The organism is Saccharicrinis fermentans DSM 9555 = JCM 21142 (genome assembly GCF_000517085.1).
Taxonomy (GTDB): Bacteria; Bacteroidota; Bacteroidia; order Bacteroidales; family Marinilabiliaceae; genus Saccharicrinis; species Saccharicrinis fermentans.
The window spans coordinates 5,899,678-5,913,179 of sequence record NZ_KI912107.1 but is presented as its reverse complement, the minus strand read 5'-3'; the positions used below and the strand labels follow the sequence as shown (position 1 = coordinate 5,913,179).

Annotated in this window: 8 protein-coding genes; all 8 read right to left on the bottom strand. The window is 39.1% G+C overall.

Annotated elements, in window-relative coordinates:
- Positions 1 to 15: 15 nt before the first annotated feature.
- The 8 genes from CYTFE_RS0123945 to CYTFE_RS0123915 all read right to left on the bottom strand — a co-directional run bounded on the left by CYTFE_RS0123945 (position 16) and on the right by CYTFE_RS0123915 (position 13,422).
- Positions 16 to 1,722 carry a glycoside hydrolase family 28 protein gene (locus CYTFE_RS0123945; RefSeq protein ID WP_027473888.1) on the bottom strand — a complete coding sequence of 569 codons (1,707 nt, stop codon included), beginning with the start codon at positions 1,720 to 1,722 and terminating at the stop codon, positions 16 to 18.
- Between the two features lie 19 nt (positions 1,723 to 1,741).
- On the bottom strand, positions 1,742 to 4,063 hold the full coding sequence (locus CYTFE_RS29710) for a pectinesterase family protein (protein ID WP_081736086.1): 2,322 nt from the start codon (positions 4,061 to 4,063) through the stop codon (positions 1,742 to 1,744).
- Positions 4,064 to 4,166: 103 nt separating this feature from the next.
- Positions 4,167 to 5,750, bottom strand: coding sequence for a DUF5123 domain-containing protein (locus CYTFE_RS0123935; RefSeq protein WP_161636270.1), 1,584 nt, complete (start codon positions 5,748 to 5,750; stop codon positions 4,167 to 4,169).
- 31 nt (positions 5,751 to 5,781) lie between these two features.
- Positions 5,782 to 7,554: a RagB/SusD family nutrient uptake outer membrane protein gene (locus tag CYTFE_RS0123930; protein ID WP_027473886.1), complete on the bottom strand. Its 1,773-nt coding sequence runs from the start codon at positions 7,552 to 7,554 to the stop codon at positions 5,782 to 5,784.
- 18 nt (positions 7,555 to 7,572) lie between these two features.
- Positions 7,573 to 9,387 (bottom strand): SusC/RagA family TonB-linked outer membrane protein, encoded by a 1,815-nt coding sequence (locus CYTFE_RS31620; protein WP_235208196.1) that lies wholly within the window; start codon positions 9,385 to 9,387, stop codon positions 7,573 to 7,575.
- Between the two features lie 13 nt (positions 9,388 to 9,400).
- The gene (locus CYTFE_RS31615; RefSeq protein ID WP_200871332.1) at positions 9,401 to 10,786 is read right to left on the bottom strand and encodes a SusC/RagA family TonB-linked outer membrane protein; all 1,386 of its coding nucleotides are present in this window, start codon (positions 10,784 to 10,786) and stop codon (positions 9,401 to 9,403) included.
- A gap of 89 nt (positions 10,787 to 10,875) precedes the next feature.
- Positions 10,876 to 12,204 carry a pectate lyase family protein gene (locus CYTFE_RS0123920; RefSeq protein WP_027473885.1) on the bottom strand — a complete coding sequence of 443 codons (1,329 nt, stop codon included), beginning with the start codon at positions 12,202 to 12,204 and terminating at the stop codon, positions 10,876 to 10,878.
- A gap of 27 nt (positions 12,205 to 12,231) precedes the next feature.
- Complete coding sequence (locus tag CYTFE_RS0123915) at positions 12,232 to 13,422, bottom strand: glycoside hydrolase family 88/105 protein (protein ID WP_235208194.1); 1,191 nt, start codon at positions 13,420 to 13,422, stop codon at positions 12,232 to 12,234.
- Positions 13,423 to 13,502 lie beyond the last annotated feature (80 nt).

The window sequence follows — 13,502 nt, the reverse complement described above, 5'->3', positions numbered from 1 at the left end:
TCAGCAGAGCAAATATCAATCATTCACCACCGCTTTCACAGCACCCTCACGTACAGAATCTCCTATTTTCACCACATCCGATAATACAAGATTTGGATCAAGTTCAATGGAGACAGCATATGTTTTATCTCCACTTATTTCAAAGATACCCTCTTCTGCCCCTGTAACACTCAATCGTTGAACAACAAGGTCCTTAACATTAATAAAACTTACTGCCGGCAGCACTTCTGTTTTCAATAAGATACCATCCATTTGAACACCTTTAACATCCATGCAAAGCAAGCCGTTTTTCGCCTCCATATTAAGGTTTTTCAATGTTACATTTTCCAGGTTCATCTCAGGAAGACCTTGTAAATAAATTGCCGTTTGGGCACCTTTACATGTCACATTTTTAATATGAATATCTCTAAACTGAGGCGTTTCCTCTGTTACTTCAGGCACTTCCTCATCTTCTTCCTCATCTTCCTTCTTGGCTAAGCTCTCAGATACCGACAAGCCTCCATAATACATATTAAATGAGATGGCATTGGTAGGGATATGAATCATATCAACATCTGAGATATAGATTCCTTCCACAATTCCGCCTCTTCCTCGTGTACTCTTAAAACGCAAGCCCACATCTGTACCAATAAAAGTACATTTAGACACATGGAGATTTTTAACCCCGCCCGACATCTCGCTACCTACTGTGACTCCGCCATGTCCGTGATAAACAATACAGTTCTTGACGATTAAATTTTCATTGGAAATTCCACGCTCTCTACCATCTTTATCCTTACCCGATTTAATACAAATAGCATCGTCGCCCACATCGAAAGTTGAATTATACAAAACTGTATTTTTACAGGATTCGATGTCGATGCCATCTCCATTTTGAGAGTACCATGGGTTGCGAACATCAATATTTCTTACGGTCAGATTTTTACACATCAAAGGGTGGATATTCCAGGCCGGTGAATTTTGAAATACAGGCCCATCTAACAGCACTTTGTCACAATTTACCAGACTCACCATCACCGGGCGAAGAAAATCTCTAATTGCCTCAAACTCTTTCAACTCTTTAAAACGACGCGGCACATTCATATCGCTGATCTCGGCTCCCAATTTAAAATTCTCAGAAGGATACCATGTAGTTCCTTTATCATCAACGATACCTCCAGACGCAATCAGGTTTTTCCATTGAGAGATGGTTACCTTTGATTTCTTAACCATCCTCCACGCATCACCCGAACCGTCAATGACACCTTTGCCTGTAATTGCGATATTTTCCAGGTCTTTCCCATAAATTGGAGAATGACAACGAACGGTATTTAAACCTTCAAAATTTGTTTGAACCAAAGGATATAAATCCTTATCCGGACTAAAGACAACCAGCGCTCCTGCCTGAACATGAAGATTCACATTGCTTTTTAGCACTATCGGTCCTGTTAACCAAATACCCCTGGGTACAATAACTGTTCCTCCGCCATGAAGGACCACATCATTGATCGCCTCCTCTATGGCTTTTGTGTTCAATACCTGACCACCAGCTACGGCATTAAAGTCAACTATTGAAACCTGATAATCTCCAAACACAGGTTCAATCACCTCTGGCATTTGGAATTCAACACCATCATAAATCCATTTATTGGCTTCCTGTTTTGAATGGGGATTATTGCATGCAACCATCGTTATTAAAATCAGGTATACCAATCCACTTACCTTCTTTACTATCCCTGTCATAATTATATTGTATTAATCTTTATCTTTCAATGGGCATATGGAACACGCCTAGCTTAATCACCCCCCTATGTATGAATCCATTCTCATGGCACGTTTCATCATCTAATAAGTCATGTTCACAAGCCGGTGTCCAACCATTAAAAATATTTATCAACGTATATTCCTCGCGCTGTTTTTTAGAAAGCTGCTTCGACCAGCTCATGCGCTTTTGAGGTACAGCTCCCCTTCCTGAGTTATTATATTCAGCATAAAAAGCATTTTTTTCGGCCTCCGACTTATTCCAGTTATGCCATCCTTCATCTCTTATCACATCTCCCAGCTCACATTCAATAAAAACGGTTTTGGCATAAGGCCGCCATGGCCGGCCCAGGTACACAGATTTATCGGGTGCATTACCTGTTACTTTACAATTCAAAAAAACAAAGCCATATGGTTTCCCTTCCGGAGTAGCTGCCGCTGTAACATAACCTTTGTCCTTGCAAAATATCTCACATTTGTAAAATACAGCCGTTGCCCATCCAAATATAAAATCCACAGTACCTTCGATATAACAATTCTCATAATACTGCCTACTCTCTTTTCTATGCGGATAGAGCGTATCCTGAAATCCCAGAAAACGACAATTATAAAAACATGCTTTATCTCCATCCACACGCACAGCAACCGCCTGTCCCACTGGACCCGACGAATTTTCAAATGTTATGTTTCGTGCAGTAAATTCGTCACCAAAGACAAAAAAGCCAGACGATCCTGTTGTTCCCATCTCTTCCCCAAAACGATTTTTCTTAGCCGCAAAATCATCAAAAGTAATGATGGTAGTTCTGGCACTTTCTCCCAGGAGCGTAAGCCTGGTTTTTGAAGCCGGCAATACCAATTTCTCCTTATAAACACCATTTTTCACCCAAATGGTCGTAGTTATTTTTCTAAAATCAGGAACAGCATTTATTGCTTCCTGGACCGTAAGAAAATCGCCTGTCCCATCCTTAGCAACCACAAAATCAATACTCCTTCCAAAACAATTAAAACCAATACTATTCAGAATAAAAATAGTCAGCACAAAACATCGTTTTGCTGAATAAGAAAATACCCACATATTATTTTTTAGAGGCAAAATACCAAGGCCATTAAAGTTAGATTCAAAGGCACCCATATCAGGAGCCAAGTCATCGTACTCATATCCCAGATCCAAACCAGCATCAATCAAAGAGCTTCCTTCAGCAAGCTTAAACAGATCCAATTCAGGAAGACTACCATCAGCCTCTCTTGGTCCGGAAACACCAGTAGTATCCACACTTAAAAAATCATTCTGATCAAATGACACTCCATTCCAACTATTATTTTGCTGCTCAACAAAATTTCCCACTTTTACATTGTCGTCAATAGCTATACAGTTCTTCACCTCTGCCACATTTCCGTTGTTCAAAGCCCTGGGTATAGAATAATTACTTACCTTATTTCTAAAGGCAGTACAATTATAAAACTTCATATTACCCGTATTGTTATTTTGGTCAAAACCTTTTGATTTATTGTCAAAGGCAACACAGTTAACTAAGGTAAAATGATGTTCTAAGTCTTTATTTGAGCTACCTCCCACTTTAAATCCATTCCCATTGGCACTTTCACCTCCGTCACTACCATCCAAAAAATAACCATTCATCCAAGTCCAACAATTTTCCAACTGAGTATGAGCTTGGGTATTATCCTTCATATATCCATCCCAACCATCATCCACATTTAACCAAGCCCTGCACCCATAAAAATAATTATAATCACCCACGTCTATTTTACAAGCAAAACCATCAGCATCACCAAAATCCTCGGGGTCTGCATTCCCATAACTATCGCAATTGACAATCTTGTTATTGGAAGCCCCGTTCCCCAACTGTAAACCAGTATCCCGATTGGCAAAAAACACACAATTTTCAATCACATTATAATGTCCCGATATATGCATTCCATTATCTCCCGCCTTCATAATTTTCAATCCTTTTATTCTCCAATAATCTGCGCTTAAACTAAAGCCACGGTTACTGCTATTGAGGGACATGGGAGAAAAATCTATGACTACTTTTTCATTTTGATAATTCTCTAATCTAATGGGATTTTCTGAAGTACCATTTCGAGATATACTGATTTTAGCAGAATAAGCATATACCCCTCCTCTGATAAAAATGATATCTCCCGCTTGTGCCACTGAAACAGCCTTTGGTATTGAAGCCAAAGGAGAAGAAACACTAACTCCAGAATACTCATCACTACCTGAGGTAGACACATAATAAACAGCGGCATAGCTGTATACACAGACCACCATTAAGAAAATAAATATACTAAACTTTCGCATGTTAAATTTTTAAATTGTCCAGTGAGTTATCACTTCAACAACAACAAGTATGAGCATGGCACTAACACCATACCCATACTCTATTTGTGGTTGAAACAAATGCCTATCTCCAACGAGGATCACCAGCTGCAACAATATCCGTCACAAAACTAAAATCACCATTATCCGGATCACTCCACAAATCCATAGAACTCATCCCTAACGAATTACACATATCAACAATTGAGTAAGATGAATTTACAAAATCAGTGCATACATAAGAATCATTAACAGATAATACTATGTCATCCGACTTTCTGACACCGTAAATTGAAGCTTCATCACCATACGAAGTATTACCAAGAATACAGTTATTGATTTCCACACCATTGCTTATCACGGCATCTCTGATATCCATAAAATATCTACCTGATTTATAAGGAGCTTTATTAAAAGTACAATTTTCAACAATAATACTTTCGCAAGCTGTTGGTTTATCATACCTAATAAAATGACAGGCTAAACTATCTATGGTAGAATTACTTATTTGAACATGCGTAACATTTGTATTGGTACCCGTTCCACATAAGACACCATAGCTACCACTTGATTTACCCAGATTATGAATGATACAATCATCCAACACAAAGGCACCTACAGTTTGATCAGCACCGCCCCTCAGGCGCATAATTTGGCGTCCCATATCGTAAAGCTTACACCCTTGAAATTTCACCGATCCGATATGACATGCTTCACCTTCCATATCAAAAACGCCTCGAATTTGACCTTGAGAAGCATCATGATTTACGAATCCGCTCATATACAAATTTTCAAAAACCATAGAATCAGCAGGAGACATACTTGCTCCAATATAAAACATCCTATCGCCATCTGTAGTATAGAGCACCGGCATTTTACCATCTAATCCTTTTATCTTTATACTTTTATCTATCATATAATCTCCCACAAAACCATAACTTACACCTGCTTGTAGCAATATTACATCACCAGCAGAAGCTGCCGCAATGGCAGATGGAATATCAGCACCCTCATCTAACAAAACATCACCTTCTAAAACATAATCAATGGCTCCCCTAACCTTATCATTATTCATCAATTTAATACGATAAACAGCATTGGGCAGATCCACAAAACTCTTTAGTCCCGCAGCTATCTCATCATCCGTAACGGTATATGGCACATCACCCGAAGCCGAAGAAAACACGACTGAGGAAACTTCTTTTCCCGACTTCCAGTGAAGCGTAATAGCACCTATACCTGTCATCTCCACATCATAATTAGCAAATAAGTTTTCAGGCAGTGATTTAAAAGCCAGTGTAGCCCATTTAGAGTCATCCGCCTCACCACTGACGCCTTTTATCCTCACTGAATACTGACTATCACCAGCTGGCAACTCGTAAACATAGGGCGTTTGTTCAGGACTAAGAGATACCGAATGAATAATATTGGCAAACATCAAACTATCATCACTTATTTCCAACACATACGAATCTATTCCTTTATTAAACCCCCAATCAAATGCAACAGTGGTTTGATTACTAATTTTCGCCTCCAATTCCAACGGAGTAAAAACACGGTCAAAATCCAGCTCTTCCACAACCGGACTAATATCATCGTCACAGGCACTAAATACTAGCATAGCAATAAAGCCAGCTAAGACTCCTGTATATTTTAATATTTTAGTCATATGATTATTTTTAATATTTATTTGCATCCAACTATTCAATAGGATCGTTATTCAACATTCCGTTACTGTTATCAATAAACTCTTGCCAAATAGGCCAGAACTGGTTTTCATCCGGGTTATTGGTATAGATAGAATTTATTTTTTCATCATCTATTTTGGAAGCACTGATCCAAGTTGTCTGATAGTCGTAATCAGCTGACTTATCGTCACTCTCTCCTCTTTCCAGACCATATATATCGAGGGTTTCACCATCAGACAGATAACCATAATATATCGTAGACGGCACATCAAAATAATCACCCACCAAGTTGCGTAGCTCATCCATTTTTTGTTTGGCTTCATCCATTTTAGATTTCAGCATATTCCAACGAATCAAAGCCTGTTTTCTTTCCATTTCACCACACAATTCAAAGCCATGCTCTTTCACAATAGCCTCAAACATAGCTTCTTTAGTAGCCAACACATCCACATAAGCATCCACTTTTTCAGACCAATCAGTTGGCAAAAATGCTCTTTTTCGAATTTCTTTCAAGTAAGGAGCAGCAGCAGTTGGCCCATTTAGTTCATTTTCAATTTCAGCAGCCATTAACAATACCTCGGCATAGCGCATATAAATTTTATTTACACCATCATCATTAGTCGATGTTACATACCTTGTCATCCACTCATAGCGCCATTTTCCAAAATACCATATTTCAACCCCATCCAGCTCCTGGATTGCAGGATTAGACTTACTCCACAGATAAGGCACACAGGTTACATCCCTACGAGTATCCTTTGCATCAAAATCATAATATACATGAGGAAGAGGGCCAAATGTTCCTCCACGTGGCTGGCCTGTATATTGATCTGCTATTTGGTGCTTAACTCCATAAGTAAACAGATGACGCCCCCGGCCTTCGGAATAAGGAATTTCCCATAAAGACTCACCACCAGCAGTAATGACTTCTTCACAGTTCTTTCTCCATAAAGTTTCAAAACTACTTTCCAGCGCAACAGTATTACTTTCAATAACATCTTTACATTCCTGCAATGCAATAGGATAAAGAACCTCTGGTGCAAGTTCTGGATCCGTACTTCTGCGAATACTATTACCCCTTTGTGAAAAACCTGAAGCCATCAGGCATAGGCGCGCTCTAAAGGCCTTCACAAAGGCTTTGTTCACCATTTCAGTAGTCGAAGTTGCTTCTGTTTCATTGGGCCATGCCACTAAGCTTGCCGCTTCTTCTAAGTCAGCAATAAGCTGCTTATAAATAACATCCCTATTACTCTTGGGTAAGTAGATTGTTTCAGAAGTAATCGGTTCAAAGCGAGCCACAATATCGCCATGAGCTTTTAATAAGTCGGCATAATAAATGGCTCGTAAAGTAATGGCCTCTCCTAAAAGCTGCCCCATCTCAGTCCCAGGTTCAGGATTACCATAATTCCGTAGACCTCGAATACAGATATTAGCACGTTCAATGCCAGTATATAACATAGCCCAATACACATTACTCCTATTCATATCTGTATTGGTAGGAGAATTAATATATCTGGATAAATCTCCCCGGGCATTAGAACTTGTTGAGTTATTCCACTCAATATCGGTATTAGAACCATAATGAGTTAAGAAACGGCCTCTATATGAGTTGGTCTGTCCTATTACCTCTTTTATTCCATCAATCGCACCCTTAGCCAACTCATGTTTTGAGAATATCAAAGACTCATCCATCGTAGACTGTGTAGGCGCATCCAAGTAGTCTTCTTCGCATGATGACATGATCATTGCGAAAAATAATATTAATATATATGTTATCTTCTTCATGATTTTCAATTACTTCAATTAAAAATTAAGGTTTAAACCAAAAATAAACTGCCTGCTCTTAGGGTAAGGAGAATAATCTACTCCAGGAGTAAGCGGGGTTGACCTACGGGTTGATACCTCAGGGTCGAATCCACTATAATTGGTCAGCACAAACACATTGTTACAGGTGGCATAAAACCTCATGTTATTGATATGGACTTTTTGCGTGAGTGATTTAGGGATGGAATACCCCAGGGTTAATGTATTAAGACGAAGGAAAGATGCATCTTCAACCGCCCAATCACTCAATACATACCTATCCATGTAAGGCGACCACATGGTTGTATTTTCATTCATGGCTTCCAATTGCGCAGGATCATTAACCAGTTGTCCTTCATCATCAATATTTACCCATCTTTCACCCTCAGCCATCATATCAATCATATTACGATATGGGTATCTACTGGTGGAAGTATACTCAATTTTATTGGCATTATACACATCGTTTCCATAGCTATAGCTAAATACAGCAGAAAGATCAAAGCCATAAAAGCGACCCGCAATATTAAAACCTCCTGTTCCCAGCGGATTTACATCACCAATAATTCTCACATCATCCTGATCAACATCAAAATCGCCGTCTGTATCCTTCAGCTTCATCGATCCAGGGCGGATATCACCTATCAAATCCGTATTAGCTACGCCTTCTTTTAGCACCCACTTACCTGCCGAAGCATCATAACTTTCAAAATCGGACACCTCATATCTACCATCTGACAAATAACCTCTTATTTGTCCCACAGGAGCTCCTTTTGCAATCCAGTAATCGTTACCTATTTCGGTAGATGCCCAACCTGAGGATACTCCATAATCTTCCATCATACCAAGCGAATTAATCTGGTTACGATTCATCGCAATATTAAACCCTATACTCAAACCATATTTAGGTTGATCGATGGCGATCCAGTTGATAGATGCCTCAAAACCTTTATTTTCTGTTTCACCCATATTTCTGAACTGAGATGAATAACCAGTACCCGAAACCGGGAAGTCAATGAGTAAGTCGGTCGTGGTATTCAGGTAAGCTTCAAACGAACCATTTAGCCTATTATTAAACAAACCATAGTCTAATCCGGTATTACGTGTTACTGTTGTTTCCCACACCAAATCAGGGTTCGCCATACGAGAAGATACTGCCCAGTAAGAGTCAACATTATTAATATAAGTGGTAGAACCAGAATTGAATTCCTGCATCAACTGACCTGAAGGAATATTATTATTACCTGCTGTTCCGTAACTTAGTCGTAATTTTAGGTTACTCAGTATAGAGGCCGTGCTTTGCATAAAACCTTCCTCAGAGATTCGCCAGGCAACAGCCGCTGAGGGGAAATATCCCCAACGGTTTCCGTTTCCAAATTTACTGGATCCATCAGCTCTGAAGGTTGCAGAAAGCAAATATTTACCTTGATAACCATAATTTACCCTTCCAAAAAATGACAACAACTTATCATCTGCACTAATGATATTATCGGTACTCAATGGATTTCCCTGCGAAGTCAACCTAAACACTTCACTGGATGTAAAAAATGATGGATATCCCTGTATAATATTGGTCAATTCACTTTGTTCCGATTCTAAAAGCTCTTGCCCAATAAGTAGTTTTAAAGAATGCGTATCGTCATTTATTACATTTTTAAAATCATAATTTAAAGAGTTTGTATTTCTAAAGGAGTCTTTCTTTCTTTTGCGTATCCTAGCGGCTGGTGACCCCTGATAATCAGCCTCCACATTATTATTCACATAATAAGTACTGGTACCATAAAAACGATCTTCAGTATAGGTATAGGATTGCAGTCCCAGTTCTGTTTTAAAAGTTAATCCTTCTATGATTTCCCAAGAAAAGCTCCCCCCCCATATTCAGGGTAGTTCTTTCTTGTTTTTTATCATTATCATCAACGGCAGTAAGGGGGTTAATCATATAACTCGACACCTCCTCATCTGCGTAGTCCTCTAGTCCATTCAATGGAATTGGAGAATATATCATTGCATGCTTTACGCGAGAATCGGATGGTGTAGCCGTCGTTTGCTCAATGGCTCCTCCACCATTAATTTCCGTATCGGAATAACGCACCGAATAGGAAATTTTAATTTTCTCATTGGGCTTATGATCCAGCTTTAGGACTAAGTTTGTACGGTCAAAATCAGACCCCAACATAATTTCTTTGTTATTGACACCCGCATAGCTAAAGTTATAGGCAAATTTCTCTGATCCGCCCTTCACACTTAGGTCATTACTAAAGGTAGTTCCTGTTCGTCCATAAACCTGCTCCATCCAGTCATTCCCCTTTTGTCCATTATAAAGATCTATATCCTTATAATATCCAAAATACTTTTCATAGGAATCTAGCTCATCCATTCCATTCTTTAGCACTGCATACTCATATTGCCAACGAACAAAATCCTCCACGCTGAGCACATCCAATTCATTGGCTATTTTTTTTATACCAGTATAGGCATTATAACTCACAGAGACTTTCCCTTCTTTTCCGCTTTTAGTAGTAATAATGATCACACCATTGGCACCACGAGCTCCATAAATAGCAGTAGAGGAAGCATCTTTAAGTACATCGATGGATTGTATTTCGGAAGCAGGAATATCGGAAATTGTACTCACAGGAAAACCATCTACAATATACATAGGCGAATTATCCTGAGTAATAGAACCACCTCCACGTATACGAATATTAACTTCCGCATCAGGAGATCCTTCCGTTGTAGTGATATTAACTCCGGCCATCTGTCCGGCCATCGCCTGAGCAGCCGAAGTTACAGGTATGGCTTCCAGCGCATCACCCTTCACCGATGAAACAGAACCCGTAATATCTCTTTTCTTCACGGTTCCATATCCAACAGCCACAACTTCATCCAATTGAGTATAGGCGTCGGTCATCACTATATTAATTGTTGACCTACCATCCACGGCAATTTCTTGGGTTTCCATCCCAATAAAAGAAACAACAATTACATCTGATTTTAAATTATTTACTTTTAAAGTATACATTCCATTGATATCTGTAATTGTACCCACCGTAGAGGATCCTTTCAGCATCACCGTAACACCCGGTAACGGATCATCCTGAGTATCGGTTACCTTGCCATTTAGCACTTGTGCAAAGCCACTCATGCTGCAAAACATCAGCATCAGCCAACTAAGCATGACCATTCGGCCATTTTTCAAATGATTTTTTTTCATCTTCTTCATTTTTTGATTTAAATTTCAGTGCACAATAATTCCATAGAAATACCCAAAGGATATTGCCTAAGAATGGCATACTGTGCATTTCACTTGCTAACCAGACTGTTTAAGTAGATTTCTATATTTGTATATTCTTTATCCAGCATATAAACCGATGCATCAGATTTATCCTTTGGATTCAGATTATTCTTTATTTCCCACGAGTTTGGTATTCCGTCCTGATCGGTATCTTCTGGTGAATCAAGCGCTTCCATTACACCCCAGCCACCAGCATCTTGAGGCTTATCAATAATTCCATGGGATGTTCCATTGGCTGTTCCATTCCTAACTTCAGCAATAACTCTTTTGTCTATTTTATCCCGTACTTTACTGGCTCCTGCATATTTCAACACCCTTTCAAAGGCATGATAAGCTGACTCTATTTGATAATCAGAAGCACTCTTTATCGATTTCTTAAAATACATTGATATTGTATCTTTCTCGAGCTGTATACCTTTCAGATTATCTTTACTTACTTCATTGTTTCCCTCCAGTATATTTTTGCTAAATTGAAAAAAGGCATATGGGGCATAAGGCTCCAATAACCTGTATTTGGCCGATGCTTTTGTTGCCGGCCCGGGTTTAAAGTAATTGGCCGAAATAATATACCTTCCTTGCTCTCCCGCATACATGCACTTTGACTGCCAGTTATATATCACATTATTAACAATTTCTACATGTTCTGTTTGTGGAGAAGACAGTCTTCTGGCTCCCTGTAAACGCGGATTTCTACTGGTGTGATGGGCCAACAGGTTATGATGAAAAGTAGCTTTCATACCTCCCCATATTCCGCCATAACCATGTTTTCCTTTTGAATGGTAACTTTGATTTAAACTTTCACTGATAATGCACCATTGCACGCTCATGTTCTCATTATCATATAACGAACAAACCTCATCGGTAGCCCAGCTCAAACTACAATGATCCACGATTATATTCTTATGTCTCATACCTGTCAGTGCATCTAATTCGGTATGAGCAGCATCGCCAGGACGTATTCTTACATACCGGATGATCACATTATCAGCATTAATACGCAATCCAAATCCTCGCAAACATATTCCTTCGCCAGGGGCCGATTGCCCGGCAATGGTAACATCACCATAGTTAATATCTAACCTTGATTTCAAATCAATATAACCATTGACCGCAAAAACAATAATACGGGGCTCTTTTTTCTGTATACCATCACGCAAACTACCCGGCCCATCATCATTTAAGTTAGTAACCCTATAAACGATACCCCCTCTGCCACCTGTTGTTAATTTACCTGCTCCTTCCGCTCCGGGAAAGGCAAGTACTTCTTTATTCTTACAACAAGTAGCAGGAGGCATCAACCATAGCATCCCAAAGATGAACATTAAAAAATACTTCATTTTTTTATCATTTAACAGTAACGACCACTATCTATCTAACTCAATGGCAGCCAGAATAAATGGCGCTACACCTTTTGTATCATTGATAACTTTTTTTTCGGTGATATAATATTCAAACGAACCATCACGATATGGATCTCCGCCCAATCCACATCCCCCACATATATCTCTCATTTCGATGGTACCCTGAGGAGTATTAGCTATTAGATGCTCCACCATACCATTAAATGATTCATTCGCAAGTGCTAAAAACGCAGGTTTCAGATACCCTTTATTGGCTCCTTTGGCAAAAACATAAGTAAACATTGCTGATCCGGAGCCTTCGAGATAATTACCTTCTCTATTCGCCTGATCTAAGACCTGGTACCAAAGACCCGTTTCTCCATCCCTCACCTTAACAATGGCATCACATGTTTCTTGAAGAATACGCACGAGCTTAGCTCTATCCTCATGGTTCTCAGGCAAAAAATCCAACACATCCACAATTGCCATGACATACCACCCCATGGCTCTACTCCAAAAGTGCGGTGAGCAACCGGTATCAGGATTACTCCATTTCTGTTCTCTGCTCTCATCCCAGGCATGATAAAGCAATCCCGATGATTCATCTTTTGTTTTAGCATATATCAGTTGAATTTGAAAAGTAACCTTATCAAACCATGCAGGCTTATTAAATTCCTTGGCATATTGAGCTAAAAAAGGAGATGCCATATATATTCCATCTAACCACATTTGATAAGGATATACCTTTTTATGCCAGTAGCCCCCACTTTTTGTTTTAGGCTGTTCTTCCATTTGCTTCACCAACTGCTCAATGGCCTTTTTATACTTTTCTTTACCAGTCCTTTTATAAAGAGTTATCAAGTTCTTGCCGGGATTGATCCTGTCTATATTGTAAATCTGCTGCTTATATGTAGCAATAGAACCATCATCCCTTACAAAATAATCTATGTACGCTTCCATATAATGAGAGTACTTTTCATCTATATTACCCAATTTATCAATAGCTCCCCCAAGAAATGCGTAGTCATACTCCCACTTCACTTTACGCGGATTTAAATAATAAACCAAACTATCATATTCACACATCACGGCATCCGCCATCCTTACGGACCATTTTTCTTCAGCCATACGATGCGCATCTGTTTTTTTTGAATTAGGTTGTTGGCATCCTAACATAAATACCAAGCACGATATGTAGATTATATAATTCATCATTTAATAATTATTCTGTGTTATATTTTATGGTTTCTTATGGATATACTTTTTGCTCTCGTATTTTTATCATTGAAATAACA

Coding starts and splice junctions, on each gene's coding strand:
- CYTFE_RS0123945 (WP_027473888.1), bottom strand. CDS start 1,722: ATGACAGGGATAGTAAAGAAGGTAAGTGGATTGGTATACCTGATTTTA.
- CYTFE_RS29710 (WP_081736086.1), bottom strand. CDS start 4,063: ATGCGAAAGTTTAGTATATTTATTTTCTTAATGGTGGTCTGTGTATAC.
- CYTFE_RS0123935 (WP_161636270.1), bottom strand. CDS start 5,750: ATGACTAAAATATTAAAATATACAGGAGTCTTAGCTGGCTTTATTGCT.
- CYTFE_RS0123930 (WP_027473886.1), bottom strand. CDS start 7,554: ATGAAGAAGATAACATATATATTAATATTATTTTTCGCAATGATCATG.
- CYTFE_RS31615 (WP_200871332.1), bottom strand. CDS start 10,786: ATGAAAAAAAATCATTTGAAAAATGGCCGAATGGTCATGCTTAGTTGG.
- CYTFE_RS0123920 (WP_027473885.1), bottom strand. CDS start 12,204: ATGAAGTATTTTTTAATGTTCATCTTTGGGATGCTATGGTTGATGCCT.
- CYTFE_RS0123915 (WP_235208194.1), bottom strand. CDS start 13,422: ATGATGAATTATATAATCTACATATCGTGCTTGGTATTTATGTTAGGA.